The organism is Pedobacter sp. GR22-6 (assembly GCF_037402555.1).
In the GTDB taxonomy this organism is placed as follows: domain Bacteria; phylum Bacteroidota; class Bacteroidia; order Sphingobacteriales; family Sphingobacteriaceae; genus Pedobacter.
On the sequence record NZ_JBBEUC010000001.1, the window covers coordinates 1,518,879 to 1,540,389 of the forward strand.

20 protein-coding genes are annotated in these 21,511 nt (G+C 41.7%); 13 read left to right on the top strand and 7 right to left on the bottom strand.

Features of this window, described 5'->3' with window-relative positions; genetic code table 11:
• Positions 1 to 158 precede the first annotated feature (158 nt).
• On the bottom strand, positions 159 to 380 hold the full coding sequence (locus WAE59_RS07170) for a hypothetical protein (protein ID WP_337855256.1): 222 nt from the start codon (positions 378 to 380) through the stop codon (positions 159 to 161).
• A gap of 99 nt (positions 381 to 479) precedes the next feature.
• On the opposite strand from WAE59_RS07170, the gene WAE59_RS07175 reads away from it, so the two are divergent.
• The 7 genes from WAE59_RS07175 to WAE59_RS07205 all read left to right on the top strand — a co-directional run bounded on the left by WAE59_RS07175 (position 480) and on the right by WAE59_RS07205 (position 10,586).
• On the top strand, positions 480 to 1,703 hold the full coding sequence (locus WAE59_RS07175) for an MFS transporter (protein ID WP_337855257.1): 1,224 nt from the start codon (positions 480 to 482) through the stop codon (positions 1,701 to 1,703).
• A gap of 83 nt (positions 1,704 to 1,786) precedes the next feature.
• On the top strand, positions 1,787 to 2,683 hold the full coding sequence (gene hemF / locus WAE59_RS07180) for an oxygen-dependent coproporphyrinogen oxidase (protein WP_337855258.1): 897 nt from the start codon (positions 1,787 to 1,789) through the stop codon (positions 2,681 to 2,683).
• Positions 2,684 to 2,814: 131 nt separating this feature from the next.
• Positions 2,815 to 5,412, top strand: coding sequence for a DNA gyrase subunit A (gene gyrA, locus WAE59_RS07185; RefSeq protein ID WP_337855259.1), 2,598 nt, complete (start codon positions 2,815 to 2,817; stop codon positions 5,410 to 5,412).
• A 23-nt stretch (positions 5,413 to 5,435) separates the two neighbouring features.
• Complete coding sequence (locus tag WAE59_RS07190; RefSeq protein ID WP_337855260.1) at positions 5,436 to 6,512, top strand: tetratricopeptide repeat protein; 1,077 nt, start codon at positions 5,436 to 5,438, stop codon at positions 6,510 to 6,512.
• A gap of 65 nt (positions 6,513 to 6,577) precedes the next feature.
• On the top strand, positions 6,578 to 7,726 hold the full coding sequence (locus tag WAE59_RS07195) for a tetratricopeptide repeat protein (RefSeq protein WP_337855261.1): 1,149 nt from the start codon (positions 6,578 to 6,580) through the stop codon (positions 7,724 to 7,726).
• 239 nt (positions 7,727 to 7,965) lie between these two features.
• Positions 7,966 to 10,125, top strand: a complete 2,160-nt coding sequence (locus WAE59_RS07200) for an FUSC family protein (protein WP_337855262.1) — start codon at positions 7,966 to 7,968, stop codon at positions 10,123 to 10,125.
• Positions 10,126 to 10,175: 50 nt separating this feature from the next.
• Complete coding sequence (locus WAE59_RS07205; RefSeq protein WP_337855263.1) at positions 10,176 to 10,586, top strand: organic hydroperoxide resistance protein; 411 nt, start codon at positions 10,176 to 10,178, stop codon at positions 10,584 to 10,586.
• 69 nt (positions 10,587 to 10,655) lie between these two features.
• Here WAE59_RS07205 and bioB read toward each other — a convergent pair whose 3' ends face one another.
• From bioB to WAE59_RS07225, 4 genes are read right to left on the bottom strand one after another with little or no spacing between them, the layout of a single operon-like run.
• Positions 10,656 to 11,663, bottom strand: a complete 1,008-nt coding sequence (gene bioB / locus WAE59_RS07210; RefSeq protein WP_337855264.1) for a biotin synthase BioB — start codon at positions 11,661 to 11,663, stop codon at positions 10,656 to 10,658.
• 10 nt (positions 11,664 to 11,673) lie between these two features.
• A complete protein-coding gene (gene mgtE, locus WAE59_RS07215; protein ID WP_337855265.1) occupies positions 11,674 to 13,023 on the bottom strand; it encodes a magnesium transporter in 1,350 nt (449 codons plus the stop codon).
• A gap of 28 nt (positions 13,024 to 13,051) precedes the next feature.
• Positions 13,052 to 14,170, bottom strand: coding sequence for a magnesium/cobalt transporter CorA (corA, locus tag WAE59_RS07220; protein WP_337855266.1), 1,119 nt, complete (start codon positions 14,168 to 14,170; stop codon positions 13,052 to 13,054).
• A 4-nt stretch (positions 14,171 to 14,174) separates the two neighbouring features.
• Positions 14,175 to 14,786, bottom strand: coding sequence for a WbqC family protein (locus WAE59_RS07225; RefSeq protein WP_337855267.1), 612 nt, complete (start codon positions 14,784 to 14,786; stop codon positions 14,175 to 14,177).
• Between the two features lie 92 nt (positions 14,787 to 14,878).
• Between WAE59_RS07225 and WAE59_RS07230 the strand changes: the two genes are divergently transcribed.
• Both WAE59_RS07230 and WAE59_RS07235 read left to right on the top strand, forming a co-directional pair.
• Positions 14,879 to 15,718 (top strand): lysophospholipid acyltransferase family protein, encoded by an 840-nt coding sequence (locus tag WAE59_RS07230; protein WP_337855268.1) that lies wholly within the window; start codon positions 14,879 to 14,881, stop codon positions 15,716 to 15,718.
• On the top strand, positions 15,703 to 16,719 hold the full coding sequence (locus tag WAE59_RS07235; RefSeq protein ID WP_337855269.1) for a glycosyltransferase family 2 protein: 1,017 nt from the start codon (positions 15,703 to 15,705) through the stop codon (positions 16,717 to 16,719). The genes WAE59_RS07230 and WAE59_RS07235 overlap by 16 nt, the downstream gene beginning before the upstream one ends.
• Here WAE59_RS07235 and aroQ read toward each other — a convergent pair.
• Positions 16,716 to 17,135, bottom strand: a complete 420-nt coding sequence (gene aroQ / locus WAE59_RS07240; RefSeq protein WP_337855270.1) for a type II 3-dehydroquinate dehydratase — start codon at positions 17,133 to 17,135, stop codon at positions 16,716 to 16,718. The two genes, WAE59_RS07235 and aroQ, sit on opposite strands and share 4 nt — an antisense overlap.
• Positions 17,136 to 17,177: 42 nt before the next feature.
• Between aroQ and xerD the strand changes: the two genes are divergently transcribed.
• Positions 17,178 to 18,077, top strand: coding sequence for a site-specific tyrosine recombinase XerD (xerD, locus tag WAE59_RS07245; protein ID WP_443147251.1), 900 nt, complete (start codon positions 17,178 to 17,180; stop codon positions 18,075 to 18,077).
• On the opposite strand, the gene prmC is transcribed toward xerD, so the two are convergent.
• Positions 18,074 to 18,919 (bottom strand): peptide chain release factor N(5)-glutamine methyltransferase, encoded by an 846-nt coding sequence (gene prmC / locus WAE59_RS07250; protein WP_337855272.1) that lies wholly within the window; start codon positions 18,917 to 18,919, stop codon positions 18,074 to 18,076. The genes xerD and prmC overlap by 4 nt on opposite strands.
• Before the next feature lie 48 nt (positions 18,920 to 18,967).
• Here prmC and ribD point away from each other — a divergent pair, with 48 nt between their 5' ends.
• From ribD to WAE59_RS07265, 3 genes are read left to right on the top strand one after another with little or no spacing between them, the layout of a single operon-like run.
• Positions 18,968 to 20,023 (top strand): bifunctional diaminohydroxyphosphoribosylaminopyrimidine deaminase/5-amino-6-(5-phosphoribosylamino)uracil reductase RibD, encoded by a 1,056-nt coding sequence (gene ribD, locus WAE59_RS07255; protein WP_337855273.1) that lies wholly within the window; start codon positions 18,968 to 18,970, stop codon positions 20,021 to 20,023.
• The gene (locus WAE59_RS07260; RefSeq protein WP_337855274.1) at positions 20,020 to 20,886 is read left to right on the top strand and encodes an EamA family transporter; all 867 of its coding nucleotides are present in this window, start codon (positions 20,020 to 20,022) and stop codon (positions 20,884 to 20,886) included. The genes ribD and WAE59_RS07260 overlap by 4 nt, the downstream gene beginning before the upstream one ends.
• On the top strand, positions 20,876 to 21,490 hold the full coding sequence (locus tag WAE59_RS07265; protein ID WP_337855275.1) for an IMPACT family protein: 615 nt from the start codon (positions 20,876 to 20,878) through the stop codon (positions 21,488 to 21,490). The genes WAE59_RS07260 and WAE59_RS07265 overlap by 11 nt, the downstream gene beginning before the upstream one ends.
• Positions 21,491 to 21,511: the final 21 nt, after the last annotated feature.

Sequence of the window (21,511 nt, forward strand, 5' to 3'; positions counted from 1 at the left end):
AAGTTTATTGAACTATGAAATTTTATCGTCGAAATTGTGTCTGGCAATTAAGAGAGAGAATTTAAAGGCAACTCATTGAAGACTCTTAACATGTTGATTTTTAAAGTTTTTAAAAACTTTAGATCTGATTCGTTGTTCCTATGATTGAAAACAAAACATCAACCTATGAAAAAGTTAATTTTAAGTCTTGCTTTTGCAGGGTCTATAGCCATAGCCACAACAGCATGCAACTCCACGAAAAATGTATCGGGAACTTCTGATAGTACAACTGTAGATTCTACGATGATGCCAGTAGATACCGCAAGAACTGCAGACACAACGATGACAATGCCACCTGATACCACGGTGAAACCAATGTAATACGAGTAAAGGTTAAACAAACGTGCTCGGACTGGATTGTCCGATGCACGTTTTTTTTATCGAAAATTTTTCTCAGCATAAAATTGTTTGTACTTTCAACAACCAAACGAATTTAAACCATGAACGAAGCTGAGCAAAAAAGAAATGTATTCTTTTTGATTCTTGTAGCCGCACTAGGCTATTTTGTAGACATTTACGATCTGCTATTATTCCTGATTATTAAAAATAAAAGTCTTTCTGCGCTGGGTGTTCCAGCTGACGAGATTACGGAAACTGGTCTTAGACTAATGAACTGGCAAATGGCTGGACTGCTGATCGGTGGTATTTTCTGGGGTGTATTGGGAGACAAAAAAGGCCGCTTATCAGTACTTTTCGGATCGATTATTATGTATTCACTGGCCAACATTGCAAACGGATTCGTGACCAGTATACCAGTTTATGCGGCATTGAGGTTTATAGCAGGTATAGGATTGGCTGGCGAACTCGGCGCAGGAATTACTTTGGTGAGCGAAAGCATGAGCAAAGAAAAACGGGGGTACGGGACGATGCTGGTTGCCGGAATCGGATTAATGGGCGCAGTGGCGGCATATATTGTGGGCGATCTGTTTGAATGGCGGACTGCATTTTTCGTGGGTGGTGGGCTAGGAGTTGTTTTATTATTACTCAGATTCGGCGTATTCGAATCGGGAATGTTTGAAAAGATGTCCAAGAAAGACGTGATCAAGGGTAATTTTTTTATGCTGTTCTCCAGTAGGAAACGCTTTTTTAAATACTTAAATTGTATCCTCATTGCAGTTCCTTTATGGTTTGTAGTTGGAATTTTGGTGGGCATAGCCCCGGAATTTGGAAAAGCCCTAAAAGCAGTAGAGGTATTGGATAATGGGAAGGGAGTAATGTTTACTTACATAGGTATTTCGCTGGGAGACTTCCTGAGTGGTGCCTTAAGCCAGGTTTTTAAAACAAGGAAAAAAATTGTATTTGTTTTCGTAACGCTTACATTTTTAGCGATGCTGTACTACCTGTTAAATACCGGATGGACAGCAAACGGTTTTTACACTTTGTGTGTTTGCTTTGGATTATTTACAGGGTATTGGGTAGTTTTCGTAACTATATCAGCAGAGCAATTCGGCACGAATCTGCGGGCAACAGTGACAACTAGCGTACCGAATATGGTAAGGGGCTCACTCATATTGGTCACTCTTTTATTTCAATTTCTGCTCAGCAAAATGGGCATTGTAAACGCAGCACTCTGTTTGGCTGTGCTAACTATCGGACTCGCTTACATTGCCTTGTATAATCTGGAAGAGACCTATGGGCGAGACCTGAATTTCGTTGAAGAGTAGTATGTCAATTCAATGTACTATCTGCAAATTAAAGCTTTAAAGGCCTTTTTTAAAGGTTAACTTTGGCTATAGTTTTTATGAAAATGATGTTTAGAGATCAAGTAGTAGCGGCATATCAGCGAATTCAGGATGAGATTTGCAAGAGTTTAGAATTGGCAGATGGAAAAGCCGTATTTGAAGAGGAAATCTGGAATAGGGAAGGTGGAGGTGGCGGACGGACCAGGATCATGCAACTTGGAGACGTGATTGAAAAAGGAGGTGTAAATTTTTCAGCAGTGCATGGGAAGTTGCCGGAAGCTATAAAAAATGCTTTTAAAGTCGAAAGTGACGATTTCTTTGCTACAGGAGTGTCTATTGTAATGCATCCGAGTAATCCTTTCGTGCCTATTATCCATATGAACATCAGGTATTTTGAGATGGATGAACAAACCAAATGGTTCGGTGGAGGAATTGATCTTACGCCACACTACGTGATTGATACAGATGTCAGGTATTTTCATCATTTGCTGAAACAGACCTGTGATACATTTGATGCTTCTTTCTATGCTAAATTCAAGGCCCAGGCGGATGACTACTTCTTCATAAAACACCGTGATGAAACAAGAGGTGTAGGAGGAATCTTTTATGACAGGTTGAAGCCGGAAAATACAGGACTATCTTTTGACCAACTTCTGGATTTCTCTATCGCAGTTGGGAATACGTTCATTCCGGCTTATACAGAATTGATAGAGCGGAATAGAGATACAGCCTTCACTGAGCAGGAGCAAGAATGGCAATACCTGCGCCGGAGCCGGTATGCAGAGTTCAATTTAGTTTACGATGCGGGCACAAAATTTGGTCTTGAAACTAACGGAAGGATAGAATCAATCCTGATGAGTTTGCCGCCAATGGCGAAGTGGGTTTATAACCACCAACCATTGAAAGATAGTCAGGAAGCTACTACCCTGAGTAAGTTAAAAAAGGGCATAGAATGGGCTTAATCGCCTAAATCCGGGACTTTATTTATGGGTTAAAATTTTTCAACAATGCGCCTTTATGGCGCATTTTTTATTAGATTCGCAAGGTTATAAGAATACCACATTTAAATCGTTCTTAAGGAACATTAATATTTATGGCAGAAGATTTAGAAAATCAAGAAAACGACAAAATAATCAGGATCGATATTGACGAGCAAATGAGGTCAGCTTACATCGATTATTCGATGTCGGTAATCGTATCGAGGGCCTTGCCTGACGTGCGGGATGGCTTAAAGCCGGTACATCGCAGGGTGTTGTACGGTATGCTTGATCTGGGATTGACCAACAATAAACCATATAAAAAGTCTGCACGTATCGTTGGAGAGGTACTTGGAAAATATCACCCTCATGGTGATGCGTCTGTATATAATACGATGGTAAGGATGGCTCAGGAATGGAGTTTGCGTTACCTTATGGTAGAAGGACAAGGGAACTACGGTTCAATTGACGGAGATTTTCCTGCAGCAATGCGTTATACTGAAGCACGTTTCCAAAAAATAGCTGAAGAAATGCTGGCGGACATCAATAAAGATACGGTTGATTTTCAACTTAACTTTGATGATTCCCTTGAGGAACCTACAGTATTGCCTTCTAAGGTGCCAAACTTATTGATCAATGGTTCTTCTGGTATTGCTGTGGGGATGGCTACAAATATGCCTCCGCATAACCTTACCGAAACTATTAATGCCACAATTGCTTACATTGATGATAATGAAATCACCGTAGCTGATCTCATGAAGCACATCAAAGCACCTGATTTTCCAACGGGAGCGATTATTTATGGCTATTCTGGTGTTCAGGAAGCTTTTGAAACCGGTCGTGGCCGTATTGTCATGCGTGCTAAAGCTGAAATTCAGACCAACAAGGATCGCGAAACGATCATCGTAACAGAAATACCTTATCAGGTCAATAAAGCGATGATGATTGAGCGTACCGCAGAGTTGGTTGGCGAAAAGAAAATTGAAGGTATTTCGAACATCAAAGATGAATCGAATAAGGATGGTATTCGTATCGTTTATGAAATTAAGCGTGATGCGAACGCCTCGATTGTATTGAATAACCTTTTCAAACAAACTGCTCTGCAGACTTCATTTAGTGTGAATAATATTGCACTAGTAAATGGGCGTCCGCAGTTACTTAATCTTCGGGATCTGATCCGCTATTTTGTGGAGCACAGGCATGAAGTAGTTGTCCGCCGTACTAAATTTGAGTTGGCTGAAGCTAAGAAGCGTGCACACATCTTAGAGGGATTGCTGATTGCATTAGATCATTTGGATGAAGTAATCCAGCTGATCCGTAGTTCGGATACTCCTGAAGAAGCCAGAACTGGCTTGATGGAGAAATTTGGATTGTCTGACCTACAGGCCAGAGCCATTTTGGATATGACCCTTAGAAGGTTGACAGGTCTGGAACGTGATAAGATCAAGGAAGAGTACAACGAATTGATGAAGACTATCGAGTACTTACAATCTATTCTTGATGATGAAGGCAAACGTATGCAGATCATTAAGGATGAATTGACGGAGATGAGGGAAAAGTATGGTGATGAACGCCGTACGACGATCGTTCACGCTGCCGGAGACATGAGCATGGAAGACTTCATTGAAGATGAAGATGTGGTGATTACGATTTCTCATGAAGGTTATATCAAGCGTACACCAGCTACAGAATACCGTACTCAGGGAAGAGGAGGGAAAGGCTCTAAAGGTAGTGATTCTAGGAGTGAAGATTTCATCGAGCATTTGCTGGTAGCTTCGAATCACAATTACATGTTATTCTTTACTGAAGCTGGGCGCTGTTTCTGGCTTAGAGTATATGAAATTCCTGAAGGAAGCCGTCAGAGCAAGGGCAGGGCGATTCAGAATATCATTAACATTCCAAAGGAAGAAAAAATTAAAGCCTTTATAAAGGTGAAGAACCTGAAAGATCAGGAATATCTGGAGAACAATTACATCATCATGTGTACGAAAAAGGGAACGATTAAGAAAACTTCTTTAGAAGCCTATTCGAGACCTAGAGTAAATGGTATCAATGCCATCAACATCAATGAAGGTGATCAGCTAATTGAAGCCAGCTTGACTACAGGATCCAGCGAGATCGTAATGGCTTTACGTTCCGGAAGAGCTATTCGCTTTAACGAAGAAAAAGTAAGACCTATGGGCAGAACTGCTACGGGAGTGCGCGGCGTGACCCTTGCAAACGAGCAGGATGAAGTAGTTGGCATGATTGCTGTGGATGATCCTGGAGCTACTGTATTGGTGGTTTCAGAAAAAGGTTATGGAAAACGTACGGATATCGAGGATTATCGCGTTACCAATAGAGGCGGAAAAGGTGTAAAAACCATCAACATTACAGAAAAAACCGGAAATCTGGTGGCCATTAAAAATGTTACTGACGCTGATGATCTGATGATTATTAATAAATCGGGAATTGTTATCCGAATCGTGGTTAGTGAATTAAGGGTGATGGGACGAGCGACACAAGGGGTACGCTTGATCAACCTTAAAGGCAATGATGAGATCGCGTCCGTAGCAAAAATAGAACACGAAGAGGAGGAGATAGAAGATGCCGAGCTGATGGAAAGCCATATTGTTTTAGATGGTGAGGAACTGGAGGCCGATACTGCTGATGACGTTATTGAAGAGGATACCGAAGATGCAGAAGATGATGAGGATACAGAAGAAGAAAATTAATTGTTTAACCTATAATAAATAAAATGAAAAAGATACTTTTAAGTATATTATTTGTGGGTGTCGCCTCGCTTGCAAATGCTCAAAAGAGTGAAGTGAATGCGGCGAAGACCGCCTGGGGACTATTGGGCTTAAGCAAAGCCAAAACATTAGATGAAAATTTAAAGGAGTTAAATGCTGGTCTGGCGCACACAGACAAGGCAATCGCACATGAAAAATCAAAAGATTTACCTGATGCATGGTCTTATAGGGCATTATTTGCTTCCCGGATTTCATTAGTAGACTCTTTAGATGCTAAAAATTCTTTGGCAAATCAAAGAATAGCTGAAGAGGCCATTACAAAAGCAAAAGCTTTGGATGCTAAAGGCGCAGAAAAAGATAACATCAAAGATGCTGAGTTGAATCTGGATAATGCGTTGAGAAACAGAGGAATCTTTGCTTATCAAAAGAAAGATTTTGCAACTGCATTAGAAGCTTTTAATGAAGTAACTAAAAAGTATCCTACGGATACCGCAATGTATGTAAATGCTGGCGTAGTTGCTAAAGAAGCAAACAATTATCCTGAAGTTGTACGTAACTTCAAGAAGGCTATCGATTTGGGATATAAAGATGGAAGCGTTCTTTATTCTGAAATCATCAGTACTACATTTGATAAAATAAAGGATAGTGTTGCTGGAATTGCTTTGCTTCAGGAGGCTGGTGCGAAATTTCCAGAAAATCCTTATTTTATCGGTTTAGAAACAGATATTTATATCAAAAGAGGGGATATCGCTAAATCTCAGGAAATGCTGAATAAATTGATTGCTAAAGATCCAAAGAATCCTACCTATCAATATTTAATGGGTGACACTTACTACAAGCAAGCGCTGGCTATCCAAACACAGAGAAATGCTTTAGATGCTAAGAAGACTAAAGAGTTCAATGATTTAGGAACTAAAATGACAAAATTCATTGACCTGTCTATGCCTTATTATAAAACTGCACTGGAATTAGATCCTAAGAACTCAAACGCATTAGAGAATTTAAAAATTATCTATGCATTTAAAGGTGATACTGCGAATCATGATGCAATGAAGAAAAGATTAGATGAGTTGCAAAAATAAAGCGTCATTTCATTGATTATATAAAAGAGGGATATTTTATCCCTCTTTTTTTTTAAGTTTGTATTATGAGCAAGATATCGTTTTTCAATACTGCCCTTATTATTTTGGCAACTGGTAATATGGCTTTTTCTCAGAAAAGCCAGCTACAGATCGCACGCAATAGTGTAGGTAAACTACAATATGCCATAAACAATAAGCAGGATGCAAAAAAACAACTCGGTGTTATAGGAGAGGGGATCAAGGCAAGTGAAACTGCTCAAAATGATAAAAAAACTAAGAAATGGCCTGAGACTTGGGCTATAAAAGCTTATCTGAGTTCTTATGTAGCTATTTTGGATACAGATGAAGGAAATTCAAATAAATATTACGATTTGGCTGTCGCTGCTATAGATTCAGCAAGAAGACTGGATAAATTTCAGGCCAATACAAGGCTGATTATTGCAGCAGTTTACAACGTGAATATCAAGAAGCAAGATAAAGCAAACAGTGCATTTAAAAATAGTGATTTTGCGGCAGCTTATAGTTTGTTGAAAGATGTTAGTGACTTCTTTCCAAAAGATACTTCATTGGCAATCAATACTGCTTTAGCTGCGCAAAACGTTAGAAATTTCGATCAAGCCTTGGTTTATTTCAAAAGAGCGAAGGAGAACGGCATTAGAAATCCGACTGTTTTTCAAAATATGTCAAGCATTTATACCTCTAAATTTGAACATGAGCTTGCTATAAAAACTTTAGAAGATGGTCTCCGGATCAACGGAGAGGATGCTAACCTAACCAGCAGTTATATCAACTTATTATTGGATAATGAACGGTATAATGATGCTGTTAAAGTAATTGAGTCTACACTTAAAGTAGACAAGACAAATAAATTACTTTATTTTCTATACGGCTATTTACAGCAAAATAATGCGAATTATAGTACTGCTACTTTAGCGTACAACAAAGCATTGTCCATTGACGAGAACTATTTTGATGCTATTTATCAAATGGGTTTGGCTTATGTTGATTCCGCAAATGATGCATTGAAGTCTAACAAAGCAGAAGACCGCCAAAAATTTGCCTCTTATATCAATAGAGCTGAGGTTGCATTGCTGCAAGCACATGAGATCAACCAAAATGATAAGCCGACGGTTCAACTGCTCATTGATATCTATACCAGAAAAAATAAACTGGATAAGGTTCAGGAACTGAAATCAAAGCTGGAAGAGTTTTAGGATTCTGATTATTAAAAAAAAATTCCCGGACAAATAAAGTGTAGGTGATGGTGGAAAACATATTACTTAACATAATATTAATTATAGGACATGTCGATTAGGACACTGACTTGTTTTACAATTATACTAATATTTGTTGATTCAACTAAATTGTTTAGCTAATTTGTAAGAGAATCCAATTGCTAGATTAATTTTTGAAATTTATCTGATTCACGGTATTCTAACGTTAAATTTGCATAATGATTAACCGCCCTATAAGGAATATCCATGATTTTTTGCTCAGCACTTATTTTGCTGATGGCTTAAGAATTACCCTGGGTGTGCTTTGTCCCTCGTTGTTGCTTGCGCAATTTGGTATGTTACAATACGGGATGACATTGTCATTGGGCGCCTTGTGTGTTAGCGTAGTCGATTCGCCAGGTCCAATCGTGCACCGTAGAAATGCAATGCTGATTACAACAAGCCTGATTACATTGATTTCTATTGTCGTGGGACTTACTAATAACAATGTTTATTTTATAGGTACTTTATTAGTGCTCTTTAGTTTCATATTTTCCATGTTCTTCTTGTACGGCTTGCGGGCGGCTTCTATAGGAACTGCGGCATTGTTGATCATGGTATTGAGTATAGATGATGTCAGGCCTTGGAATGAGGTTCTTTTTTATGCTTTGCTAATCTTTGTAGGCAGCATCTGGTATACTTTATTGAGTTATTTCTTTTATAGGATTCGCCCCTATCGGTTGGTACAACAAACATTGAGTGATTCAATTCACGAAGTCAGTGATTTTTTGCGCGCTAAAGCTAAGTTTTATCACCATAAAACAAACTACGAAGAAAATTACGCAGAACTTTTACAGTTACAGGTTTTGGTACATGAGCAACAGGATGCTGTTAGAGAAGTTTTATTTAAGACGAGGGAAATTGTACGCGAATCTACACCAGAAGGCAGGTTTCTTCTGCTTGTATTCGTGGATATGGTGGATCTTTTCGAACAAGTCATGTCTACTTATTATAATTATAAGCAGCTTCATGAACAATTCGATCCATCGGGCATACTACTTCATTATGAATCTGTCATTGTTAAGATCGCTGACCAGTTGGATGAGATTGCATTTGCACTTAAAACTGGAGGTACCCCTAGCCTTCCAACCTCACTTATAGAAGACGTAGCCAAGCTCAAGCAAGAAATCACAGCGCTGGAAACGGCCAATACCGATGGAAAGTATAGTACCCTAGGAATCATAGCCTTAAAAAACATAGAAGTTAATATAGAGAATATCTTATCCAGGGTAAGAACCATTAACGGATATTTCAATAAGAATGAAAAGAAAAATTTAAAGCCGCGTAAGATTGATGTAGAAAAGTTTGTCACGCATCAAAGCATTGACTTGAAATTACTTTCCGAGAACCTCACATTCAGCTCGGCGACTTTCAGGCACTCATTGCGTGTAGCTATCGTAATGCTGATCGGTTTTGTGGTAGCTAAGTCTTTAAGTTTTTCTCATAGCTATTGGATTCTACTGACCATCCTGGTGATTTCCAAACCAGGATTCAGTCTAACGAAACAACGGAATTATCAACGCTTGATTGGTACTGTAATTGGCGCTTTTATAGGTATGGGGATTTTGATGTATGTTCAGGATAAAAATACTTTATTTGTGATCCTATTGATTTGTATGGTAGGTTGCTATAGCTTCCAAAGAAAGAATTACGTAGTGAGTGTACTTTTTATGACGCCATACATTCTTGTGCTTTTTGATTTTTTGGGAATGGGTGGACTTTCTATTGCAAGGGAAAGAATTTATGATACATTAATCGGTTCCGGAATTGCTTTGCTGGCCAGTTATTCTCTTTTCCCCAATTGGGAATATGAAAAATTAAAAGAAGGAATGCTGGATACATTAAAAGCTAACCTCAATTACTTTGAGCAGGTCACTTTTCTATACACTCAACCTGTTACGGATCTTACGAATTATAAGGTTGCGCGCAAAGAAGTATATGTCACGACCGCAAATTTAGCGTCACTCTTTCAACGTATGTTTTCAGAGCCGAAAAGTAAACAGATACTAATGACTGAACTCCATCAGTTTACTGCGCTAAATCATTTGTTGTCTTCTTACATTGCCACGCTTTCGTTATACCATAAAGAGCATGCTTTCGTATTCTCAAATTTTGAAGAATTGAAACCTCTGGTGCAGAATACCATTTATCTTTTGAACCTTTCCTCGGATACACTTAAAACCAATACAGGTATGGTAAGCAATGTTCCCCTCGTTCGGAGAGGTATGAAAGATGATACGCTTTATCCTCAGGAAGAGCTGGTCATTGCAGAGCAATTTGATTTGATTCAGAAAGTTGTCTATGACATTTATAAACTATCGGAGAAAATCAAAATCTAAAACTTTAGCGGGAAAATCTTGTTGTTATTCTATTGTAACAAGCATTAATTATGGAAAAATTGTATACGGCATCCGTTACTGCAAAAGGCGGTCGGGATGGTCATGTTAAATCGAGCGACGGAATTATAGATTTTAATTTAAGAAAGCCAAAAGAAATGGGTGGTCAAGGTGGGGCTAGTAATCCCGAGCAGCTTTTCGCTGCTGCCTGGGGAGCATGTTACCTCGGTGCTTTAGGGTCGGTGGCTCAGCATGAAGGCGTGGATGTTTCTGAAGCAACAGTGGAAGTTCATGTTTCTTTTAATAAAGACGGGAATTCCTTCCTTTTGTCTGCAGACCTTGATGTACATGTACCGGGCATTACTACCGAAGAGGCCCAACAACTGGCAGATAAGGCACATCGTGCATGTCCTTACTCCAAGGCCACAAAAGGTAATGTGGAAACCAGAATAACAGCGATTTAAGCATTGCACTAGTTGGAACAAAAAAGCTTCTGAAATATATTTCAGAAGCTTTTTTGTTTATATGTAGCACTAAATGGCTACCTCCGCAGTTGCGGTCTGTGTATTTGCAGGTCTTCCGTTTTTAAATGCATCACGGGTTTTTAGCCCCAACAATTCGAACATTGCCATGTCATCTACAAATGCCGGGTTTGGCGTGGTCAGGAGCTTATCACCAGCAAAAATTGAACTGGCACCTGCCATAAAGCAGAAAGCCTGTTCAAGCGTACTCATCTCGTTCCTGCCTGCAGATAGGCGCACTACTGAATTGGGCATTACGATACGCGCAGTTGCAATCATCCTCACCATATCCCAAATCGGGACACGTGGTTGATCTTCCAACGGTGTTCCTTTAACAGGCACCAAAGCATTAACAGGGACAGATTCCGGATGTACTTCCATATTGGCCAAAGTTTGCAGCATCGATACGCGGTCTTCTACGGTTTCTCCAAGGCCGATAATGCCGCCGCTGCAAACTGTCAATTTTGCTTTACGAACATTTTTAATAGTCTTTAGACGGTCATCGTAGGTACGAGTGGAAATGATCCTTTTATAATCGTCTTCAGAAGTGTCTATATTGTGGTTGTAGGCATATAAACCCGCGTCAGCGAGACGCTGAGCCTGGCTTTCCGTAAGCATGCCCAATGTACAGCAGACTTCCATATCCATGTCGTTCACCGCTTTTACCATGTCGATCACACGGTCGAAGTCGCGGTTATCACGTACTTCTCTCCAGGCAGCACCCATACAAAGCCGTGATGCCCCTCCCTCCTTGGCTTTTACCGCTGCGCTCACAACCTGACTGAGTTGCATCAGTGGCTGTACCTGTAGATCGGTATGGTATCTGGCTGCTTGCGGGCAGTAAGAACAATCTTCCGCACAGCCACCGGTTTTTATAGAAATCAGGGAGCTTACCTGCACTTCATTATAATCTTTATTTTCACGGTGGATGGTGGCTGCTTCATAAACGAGGTCTAAAAATGGTCTATGATAAATATCCGCAATTTCTGCTTTTGTCCAGTTGTGTTTAGTTGGTTGCATAGTTAATCAGTTATAGTAATAATTTGCTCGCTAAACCTAGCAGCAGCAAAAATCCGAAAACGTCTGTAAAAGTTGTAATAATTATTGAAGAAGCAATGGCTGGATCAATTCCAACCCTTTTTAAGATTAAAGGAATTCCTGCACCTGTGACACCAGCGATCAACAGGTTACCGGTCATGGCCAGAAAAATCACCACTCCAAGCAAAGGATTACTGTCAAAGAACAGCGCAAAAAGGAATACAATCAGTCCAGTGACTGCACCGTTGATCAATCCTACAGTAAACTCTTTCAAAACAGTACGGTATGCCTGATTGTCGGTTAGGTCATATAACGAGATCCTGCGGACGGTTACAGCCAGTGCCTGGGTAGCTGCATTCCCTCCCATTCCAGCAATGATGGTCATGTAAGCAGAAAGTACAGCAATTTTTTCAATGGTGGGTTCAAAATGCCTGACAACACCGGAGGCAAGAAAAGCCGTACCAAGATTGAGCACCAACCAGGGTAATCTGGACTTGACAGCTTCTACCCAGTTACCGCTCAGTTCTTCATCTTCAGATACCCCGGAAATCTTCAGGATATCTTCGGTATTTTCATCTTCCAATACGTCGATGACATCGTCGAATGTCACGCGGCCCAATAATTTCATTTCATTATCTAGTACCGGTATGCTGGTGATGTTGTATTGCGATATGAGTCTAGCCACCTCTTCCTGATCGGTATCTGGATGTACCCAGGCGACCTCGGCTTTCACGAGTTCAGTGATTTTTACATTTCCCTTCGATTTAATGATGTCCTTTAAGGAAACGATTCCCTGAAAGACATTTTCATCATTTACCACAAAGACAGTGTAAAATTCCTCAATTTCTTCGCTTTGGCGGATGATTTCATCGATGGCATCTTTTTTTGTCAGGTTGAGGTTGATGCGGATGAACTCTGTGTTCATCAAACCTCCGGCAGTTTCCTCGTGGTAACTTAAAAGGTTCCTAATGCTTGAAGCATCATCTTCACTCAGGTCTTCCAGAATTTCCTTTTGCTCGTGTTCTTCGAGTTGGGAGATGATGTCGGTTGCATCGTCGTAATCAAGTTCTTCTACGATCTCTGTCCGTTTATCAGGATGCATTTGAAGTAGGAGTTCTTCGGGATGCGATTCCTCATGCATTTCCGAAATGACCTCTGAAGCTGTCTCTACAGGCAGAAGGTTGATGATGCGCTGCCTGTCTTCCTTGTTCAGACTTTCAAACAGGATGGCAATTTCTGAGGCATGGTACTCCTCCAGAATAACCTGAAGTTGTTCATCATCACCCGTTAAGGCTAACTTGATTTTTGAAACATCTGTCTTGTCCAGTTCAAACGATTGCATGCTGGTCTAAAGGTAAGCATAATCAGCACTATTTAAACCATCCTTTGCGCCAGAAATATATGATTTGAGCCAATGCGATAAGAGCCATCACAATCATGGTATATAGGTAGCCATTTTCCTGATACAGCTCAGGCATGTTTCTTGGCAATACTTTTCCGGTTACAGGATCTTCTACGGCAAAGTTCATCCCATAAATACCCGCAATAAAGGTGAGCGGAATGAATATCGAAGAGATGATGGTCAGCACTTTCATGATCTCGTTCATCTTATTACTGATGAAAGACAAGTACATGTCAATATTGCTGACGGAAATCTCCTTTAGTGAATCGACAATGTCGATGATCTGTATGCAGTGGTCATAAGCATCTTTTACATACATTTTGGTCTGTTCAGTAATGAGTGGACTATCCGTGCGGAGGATGTCATTTAGTTTGTCCCTTTCAGGCCATACTACCCTCCTCATGCCAATCAAATGACGTTTGATGACCTGCGTATCGTACATGACGCTTTTATCAGGTTTGTCAAATAAGCGGTCTTCTATAGCGTCCAATTCTTCGCTCCAGACGCCAAGCGTTTGAAAATAAGTGTCTACAATGATGTCCATCAGGGCATACATCAGGTAACTGCTTCCCGCAGTACGGATATTACCTTTTCCCGCTTTGAGCCTGTTTCTTATAGGATCCAGGCAGTCAGCGTAAGTCTCCTGGAAAGTAAAGAGCGCATTGTCCAGCAGCAGGAAAGAAACCTGAATGTTCTCCAGTTCCTCGCGGTCTGCAAAATGCAACATCCGGCTGATCGCAAAAACATAACCATCATATTCCTCCAGTTTAGGCCGCTGGTAAGTGCGGGTAATGTCTTCAAGCGTGAGTTTGTTGATTCCAAATTCTGCGTTTAGGGTTTCAAACATCGGCATCGACCTGAAACCTTTGATTTCGATCCAAAAGCTAAAATCCTTGTCTGCGATCATGTCCTTCACCCGGCTGAGGTCTTTCGCATCTGCAACCTCATATGACTCAGCATTATACTTGTAAATCTTAATTACCGGATCGAGTGAATCCTTATCAATATACACCAGGCCGGGACTAGTTCCCGCATCGGGCAAATTATAATGTTTGTGTTTACGCTTGTACTTTTGCTGCTTTTTCATGAAGTCAGATGTAGGATCGGGATTGAGGTCCCTGGTTGAACAACAAATCGGCAATACTTAAGTTTGGCTTGAAACCATGCCGGTCGTCGAACACCTGGAAATAAGCCTTGGCATCCGTAACTGCCTGTTTCTTCTTGAAATGAAGTTTAGTCCTGAAATCCAGCTCATCTGGAATTTCTTTAACATATTCCGTGGTAAAGTTCAAAGACACATCCTTCTTCATCTGCTTAAGTAACCATTGTAACAGTTCCAGGTTATAGTCGAACAAAAACTCGAATTTTTGATGATAGAAACGGGCCAGTTCATCTTCGTAGTACTCAAAATATGCTGACTTTCGGTAACAACTTTCCAGGCTTTTCCAATGCAGGCGTTGCCAGTTAAAATCATTACTGATCCTCACATCTTTGATGCTGGTGTGTGCATTTGCTCCGCGAATCACCGGGATGATCAGGTCCAGGCTGCCATTTGGCGAGTAGATAGTTGCCCTGTTTCTATAGGTTTGTTTGGGGAAATGCTCCTCTTTTTCAATTAGGAAATTGCCCTCAAATTCCTTTAAACCAGAAAAATAGCTGATTGGTGGAAGATAAAAAAGGGGGAATATAGCTGAACTTTGCATCTGATAATTTATGTTTGCATTCTCAATTCGCCAAAATAATGATAAAAAAAAGCTTTTCTGATATAGGAATATTTTTTTTAAACTTTTTGTCTTTGCTCCCACTACCAGTGTTGTATTGCCTTGCGACTTTGAGCTATTATCCTGTTTATTATATTGCCCGGTACCGCAGAAAAATAGTCCGTGACAACCTGCTACAGTCCTTCCCTGAAAAAAAACTTAGAGAGATCATCAGGATTGAAAAAAAATTCTATAGATATTTTACCGATCTGAGTTTTGAGATGATCAAAATGCAATCGATCTCCAGAGCAGAGCTGGACAAGCGGGTGCGTTTCAGTAACCTGGAGAAAGTCGAGGCTTACTACCAGCGTGGGCAAAATGTACTCGCTTGCAGCAGCCATTATTGCAATTGGGAATGGGGAATGCTGGCGCTGAGCCAAAAATTGTCGGCCACGCCATACGTGATCTATAAGCCGTTGAACAATAAGGCATATGAAAGCTGGTTTAATCGAATGCGTACCAAATTCGGGAATGTCTTCATCCCGATGAAACAAACACTCCGTGCATTGGTAAGTACTAAAAATGAGGCCACCATGTTTTGTTTTGCAGGGGATCAGACCCCCGTGCGACACGAAGCTAAATATTGGATCAACTTTCTCCATCAGCCTACAGCAGTATTGCTGGGACTTGAAAAAATTGCCTTACAGACCGATCGCCCCGTGATCTATTTCAATATGAAATTCCTAAGGAGAGGCTATTATGAGATTGATTGTGACGTGATCTGTGAGAAACCCAGCGAAACTAAAGGGCATGAGATTGCGGACATGACCTTTGCATTTCTAGAAAATATCATCAAAGAAAACCCACCCTACTGGCTTTGGAGCCATAGGAGATGGAAATACCAACCGACAAAAGAAGAATGGAACCAAGCGTAGCAGTAGTAATTTTAAATTGGAACGGACAGGCCTTGCTTGAACAGTTTCTTCCAAGTGTCTTACAATCCATTTATGGCAATTTGCAGCTAATCGTTGGCGATAATAATTCTACCGATGGTTCCGTCGACTTCCTACAGACCAATTACCCCGACGTTCGTATCATCCGAAATGCGCAAAACTATGGTTTTGCTGAGGGCTACCGTAAGTTGCTGGATCAGGTTGAAGCCGATTACTACATCTTGCTCAATTCTGACGTAGAGGTGCCTGCGGACTGGATCCGGCCGGTAATTGCGCAAATGGAAGCCGATCCATTGATTGCGGCAGCGCAACCCAAAATCAAATGGCAAAAAGATAAGACACAATTTGAATATGCCGGCGCTGCAGGTGGTTTTCTTGATCTTCATGGTTACCCCTTTTGCCGTGGAAGGTTATTTGATACCATAGAAACTGATCAGGGCCAGTATGAGCAGACCACAGAAATTTTTTGGGCCAGCGGAGCTGCGCTTTTCATCAAAAGCAAAGCCTGGCATGAGGTAGGTGGACTGGATCCAGATTTCTTTGCACATATGGAAGAAATTGACCTGTGCTGGCGTCTTAAAAACCTGGGTTACAAAGTGATCTATTGTCCGCAGGCCGAAGTCTACCACGTCGGGGGCGGTACCCTAAACGCCAATAACCCCTATAAGACCTATCTGAATTTCCGCAATAACCTTATTATTCTTCAAAAGAACCTTCCACTTGGCGATGCCTATTTTAGGGTGTTTATACGGATGTGCATAGATTTCATTGCCTGGATCCATTTCCTGCTCAAAGGCGAAACCGACTTTGCATGGTCCGTCAATAAAGCGCATTATCATTTTGTGCTGGCCCTTTTCAAAAACGCAAGCAAACGTAATGACCGGCAAATTCCTTTTCAAAAACATGCCGGACAATACCCTTCGAGCATCGTCTGGGCTTATTTTATTCAGAAAATCAGGTATTTCAGTCAGCTGAAAGTTTAGATATGCAGCAGGCTCTCAATAGCCAGCCTGTAACCGTCCATGCCAAATCCAGTAAGCACACCTTTGCAGTTTTTACCTGTAAGGGATACGTGTCTATATTCTTCCCTGGCGTAAATATTGGAGATATGAACCTCTACTACCGGCGTTTTAATCGCCGCAATGGCATCAGCTATGGCTACTGAAGTATGCGTATAGCCCCCTGCATTGATCACGATGCCATCATAACTAAAGCCTACCTCATGCAATTTATTGATCAGTTCACCTTCCACATTACTTTGGAAATAATCAATCTCCAGGATGCTATATTTATCTCTTAACTCCTTGATATATTGATCGAACCCCTGATTTCCATAAATTCCTGGTTCACGTACTCCTAAAAGGTTTAAATTTGGCCCGTTAATAATTTGTATCTTCATCAATCAAACTTAAAGTTAAAAACTTACAGTATAAAATTTTTTGTGATTAATCCGGCCTACATCAGATCTTATAAAACCTACCTCAAACTGGAACGGGCGCTTTCTGCAAACTCCATCGAGGCTTATCTAAGCGACATTTCAAAACTCGTTCAGTACTATGAAAGCATCAACCGGAAGCCAACTATTAAGGAAGTTAGCTATCAGGACCTGAAGTTGTTCATTTCCTGGATCAACGAGCTGGGGATGTTGCCGAGTTCTCAGGCCAGGTTAATTTCCGGACTGAAATCTTTCTTTGGATTTTTACTGCTGGAAGAAGTGATTGACCTGGATCCTACCGCATTGTTGGAAGCACCTCGCCAGAATAAGAAATTGCCCGATACGCTGAATATACACGAGATCAATGCTATAATTGATGCCATTGACGCCTCCAGGCCCGATGGTATGCGCAGTAAAGCGATTATTGAAGTGTTATATGGATGTGGGCTAAGGGTATCAGAATTGGTAGGACTCCGGCTATCAAATGTATATCCGGACCAGGAATACCTCAGGGTGATCGGAAAAGGCAATAAGGAGCGAATTGTACCTATCGGTGGCTCGGCATTGAAGTTTCTCAATATTTACATTCAGGAAAGCCGTCTGCATATCGATGTGAAGAAAGGCCATGAAGACTATATATTTCTGAACCGTTCCGGAACAGCCCTTTCCCGGATTTCAGTATTTACGATGATTAAAGGATTAGCCGAAAAGGCGGGCATCCAAAAGACCATTAGTCCGCATACTTTTCGCCATTCCTTTGCTACCCATCTTGTGGAAGGTGGTGCCGACCTGCGCGCTGTACAGGAGATGTTGGGGCATTCCAGTATCACTACCACCGAAATTTATACGCACCTGGACCGCGACTACCTGCGGGGAGTCATTACCGATTTCCATCCGAGAACTTAGCCAAGACTGCAGCTGATCATCCTGTCCTTACCCTGCATGTCTTTCCTTAAGTTAATGTTTATAAACGATTTAAAGCTAAGCATCTCTATCATTTCTGCTCCTAAGTGCTCATTGATTTCGAAGAACAAATACCCGCCGGCTTTTAGCGAGTGTAACGCAAAATCTGCAATGGCTTCGTAAAAGACCAATGGAGACTCATTGGGAACAAATAATGCGAGATGCGGTTCATGACTGAGCACATGCTCATGCATTTCGGCTTTTTCGTGAAGCGTGATGTATGGCGGATTGCTCACGATAATGTCAAACTTCCCCGGATTATCGTAGGTTCGGATGTCAGACTCAATGAAAGTCAACGCTGCTTCGTTGAGTACAGCATTTTCCCTGGCCACTTCCAAAGCAGCAGAAGATACATCCAGAGCAGACACCCTGACCTGTGGTAAATTTTTTGCGAGTGAAATGGCAATGCAGCCACTACCTGTGCCAATGTCGATCACTTCTGGCCCTTCTAAAGTCCTGCAGCTTTCCAGCACCCAGTCGACAAGTTCCTCTGTCTCCGGTCTGGGGATGAGTACCGAAGGATTTACGATAAAATCCAGGCCAAAAAATGGTGCTTTTCCAAGCACATATTGAACTGGCTGGCCATCTGACAGTGACTGCAAAACCTGCAGGTAGGCCACAAGCTCTGCATCAGGAATCTCCTCTTCCTTCTTCCAGACTTGCTGGGACCTGCTCCAGCCGGACAGTTCTTCTACCACAATGCTGAAGATGGAACTGATTTCCTGCTCCTCATAGCGGTTCTTCAATTGTACACTAAAATGTTGCGCCAGCGCCTTTAAATTCATGAGGCACAAAAGTAACTAAATCGAACAATATACCTTACTTTTGCAGCAATGAGCGATGAATTATATATGCAGCGCTGTCTGGAGCTGGCGGAAATGGGAATTGGCAGTGTAAGCCCCAATCCTATGGTTGGCTGCGTTATCGTCAGCAATGGACTGATCATCGGCGAAGGTTATCATGAGCAATTTGGAAAAGCGCATGCAGAAGTAAATGCGATCAATGATGTGCTGAGCCGTTTTGGAGATCAGGCACCAGCACTTTTGAGGGAGGCTACTGCCTACGTTAGTCTGGAACCCTGTGCACATTTTGGTAAGACCCCACCCTGCGCTGACCTGTTGATCAGGCATGGACTAAAAAGCGTAGTGATTGGTAATCGTGACCCCTTTCCAGATGTCGACGGTAAGGGCATTCAGAAACTGGAAGCCGCAGGCATCCAGGTAAAAGCTGGTATACTCGATGCACAATGCAGGGAGCTAAACCGGCGTTTCTTCACACGCATCAGTCAGCAACGACCATATATCCTACTCAAATGGGCAACCACTGCCAATGGTTATTTTGCCCCTAAAAATACAGTACAACAATGGATTAGTGGCCCCTTGGCTAAATTACTGGTACATAAGTGGCGTACAGAAGAAGACGCCATTCTGATCGGGCGGCAAACGGCAATGTCCGACAACCCGCAGTTGAGCTCCAGGGAATGGCCCGGTAAAAATCCGGTAAGGATCCTCATCGACCGCCAGCTTTCCGTACCCCACAACAATCATATCTATAATGATCATGCGAAAACAGTAGTTTTTAATGAAATAAAAACCGAGGTAGAGGGCAATATCCATTACATTCAAATGGAAGACATGCAATTTTACCTGCCTCAGAAGATCGCTTTTCAATTGTATCTAATGGACATTCAATCCGTGATCATTGAGGGTGGCGCAAATATCCTTAACCAGTTCATCATAGGTAATTTATGGGATGAAGCCCGTGTTTTTACTTCAGGTACTTCCTGGCTGGAAGGACTGTCGGCTCCACACATTAATGGCTACATTAGTGAGCAATATCAGGTCGGTCAGGACCGCCTTACCATTTACCAAAACAAACATCAACTATGATTTACCTTCTCATCAGTATCTGCTGTAGCGTCACCGTAGCTGTATTGCTTAAGTTAGCCAAAAGATATCAGATCAGCATACCACAGGCAGTCACCTGGAACTACCTTTTTGCCATTGCACTCGCCACAGTATTCTTTCAGCCAGATTTTACACAGCTTTCCTCAGCCCCCATAAACGGCATATATATAGCGTTGGGCATTTTATTGCCCCTTGTTTTTTGGTTCCTGGCCGCCTCGGTAAGAAATATCGGAATTGCGAAAACAGACATCGCACAACGCCTTTCCCTATTTATTCCTATACTGGCCGCTTTTTTCCTGTTCAATGAATCTTTTCGCAGCATCAAATTGCTTGGGCTTGCAGTCGGCTTCCTGGCCATTTTCTTTACCCTCCACAAAAAGACGGACCAGCAATCGAAAGGATCCAGCTGGATCTATCCTCTGGTCGTTTTCGTAGGCTTTGGTATCATAGACATCCTGTTCAAAAAAGTTGCTCAGATCAAGAGTCTTCCTTATACCAGTTCTCTGATCCTTATTTTTGCATTGGCATTCCTGATATCTATACTGACCATCATTTATTTAGCTATTGTAAAGAAAGAAAAACTTCAACTGATCAACTTCCTGTGCGGATGCATCCTCGGGTTTTTTAACTTTTTCAATATCCTGTTCTATCTCAAGGCACACCGTGCAATGGCCGACGATCCTTCTACTGTCTTTGCGGCCATGAATATGGGCGTGATTACCCTGGGAAGTATCGTAGGTATCGTTATTTTCAAGGAAAAACTCAATCAGCTCAACTATGCCGGACTGGCACTGGCCCTTATCGCCATCATTCTGATCACTATATCCCAGGTCTATGCTGTTTGATGATACCTATAGAACGATAGCTGAGCCCTCAGAAGGTATTTTCCGCGACAGGGGCAGTAAGTTCATTGGTTATGCCTTCCCGTTAAGTACCGACGAGGAAGCTAAGCTCATCCTCCAAAGAATCCGCACAGAACATCCAAAGGCCAGGCATTTCTGCTGGGCCTTGCGCCTGAGTCCCGACCGTAGTGTTTTCCGTATCCAGGACGATGGAGAGCCATCTGGCACTGCCGGCAGGCCTATTCTGAATGCCATGCTTTCTGCAGATCTCAGCAATGTGCTCATTGTAGTAGTCCGGTATTTCGGTGGCACATTATTAGGTGTACCTGGCTTAATCAATGCTTATAAAACTGCTGCTGCAGAAGCGATTAAGGAATCATCCATAGTTGAGAAAACAGTCAATGACATCTATGAGGCCAAGTTTGAATACCTGGCGATGAATGAGGTCATGAGGCTCATCAAAGAAGAGCAGCTGGCTGTTCTTGATCAGCAATTCGACAACCACTGCAGCATTCGTTTCGAGGTGAGAAAAGCCAATCTGAATGCAGTGATCGCTAAGATGGAAAAAATCGAAGGCCTGCGTTTGAAATACCTGACTACAGTTTAGCGGCTTTCGGTACTTATTTGC

Coding starts and splice junctions, on each gene's coding strand:
- WAE59_RS07175 (WP_337855257.1), top strand. CDS start 480: ATGAACGAAGCTGAGCAAAAAAGAAATGTATTCTTTTTGATTCTTGTA.
- hemF (WP_337855258.1), top strand. CDS start 1,787: ATGATGTTTAGAGATCAAGTAGTAGCGGCATATCAGCGAATTCAGGAT.
- gyrA (WP_337855259.1), top strand. CDS start 2,815: ATGGCAGAAGATTTAGAAAATCAAGAAAACGACAAAATAATCAGGATC.
- WAE59_RS07190 (WP_337855260.1), top strand. CDS start 5,436: ATGAAAAAGATACTTTTAAGTATATTATTTGTGGGTGTCGCCTCGCTT.
- WAE59_RS07195 (WP_337855261.1), top strand. CDS start 6,578: ATGAGCAAGATATCGTTTTTCAATACTGCCCTTATTATTTTGGCAACT.
- WAE59_RS07200 (WP_337855262.1), top strand. CDS start 7,966: ATGATTAACCGCCCTATAAGGAATATCCATGATTTTTTGCTCAGCACT.
- WAE59_RS07205 (WP_337855263.1), top strand. CDS start 10,176: ATGGAAAAATTGTATACGGCATCCGTTACTGCAAAAGGCGGTCGGGAT.
- bioB (WP_337855264.1), bottom strand. CDS start 11,663: ATGCAACCAACTAAACACAACTGGACAAAAGCAGAAATTGCGGATATT.
- mgtE (WP_337855265.1), bottom strand. CDS start 13,023: ATGCAATCGTTTGAACTGGACAAGACAGATGTTTCAAAAATCAAGTTA.
- corA (WP_337855266.1), bottom strand. CDS start 14,170: ATGAAAAAGCAGCAAAAGTACAAGCGTAAACACAAACATTATAATTTG.
- WAE59_RS07225 (WP_337855267.1), bottom strand. CDS start 14,786: ATGCAAAGTTCAGCTATATTCCCCCTTTTTTATCTTCCACCAATCAGC.
- WAE59_RS07235 (WP_337855269.1), top strand. CDS start 15,703: ATGGAACCAAGCGTAGCAGTAGTAATTTTAAATTGGAACGGACAGGCC.
- aroQ (WP_337855270.1), bottom strand. CDS start 17,135: ATGAAGATACAAATTATTAACGGGCCAAATTTAAACCTTTTAGGAGTA.
- prmC (WP_337855272.1), bottom strand. CDS start 18,919: ATGAATTTAAAGGCGCTGGCGCAACATTTTAGTGTACAATTGAAGAAC.
- ribD (WP_337855273.1), top strand. CDS start 18,968: ATGAGCGATGAATTATATATGCAGCGCTGTCTGGAGCTGGCGGAAATG.
- WAE59_RS07260 (WP_337855274.1), top strand. CDS start 20,020: ATGATTTACCTTCTCATCAGTATCTGCTGTAGCGTCACCGTAGCTGTA.
- WAE59_RS07265 (WP_337855275.1), top strand. CDS start 20,876: ATGCTGTTTGATGATACCTATAGAACGATAGCTGAGCCCTCAGAAGGT.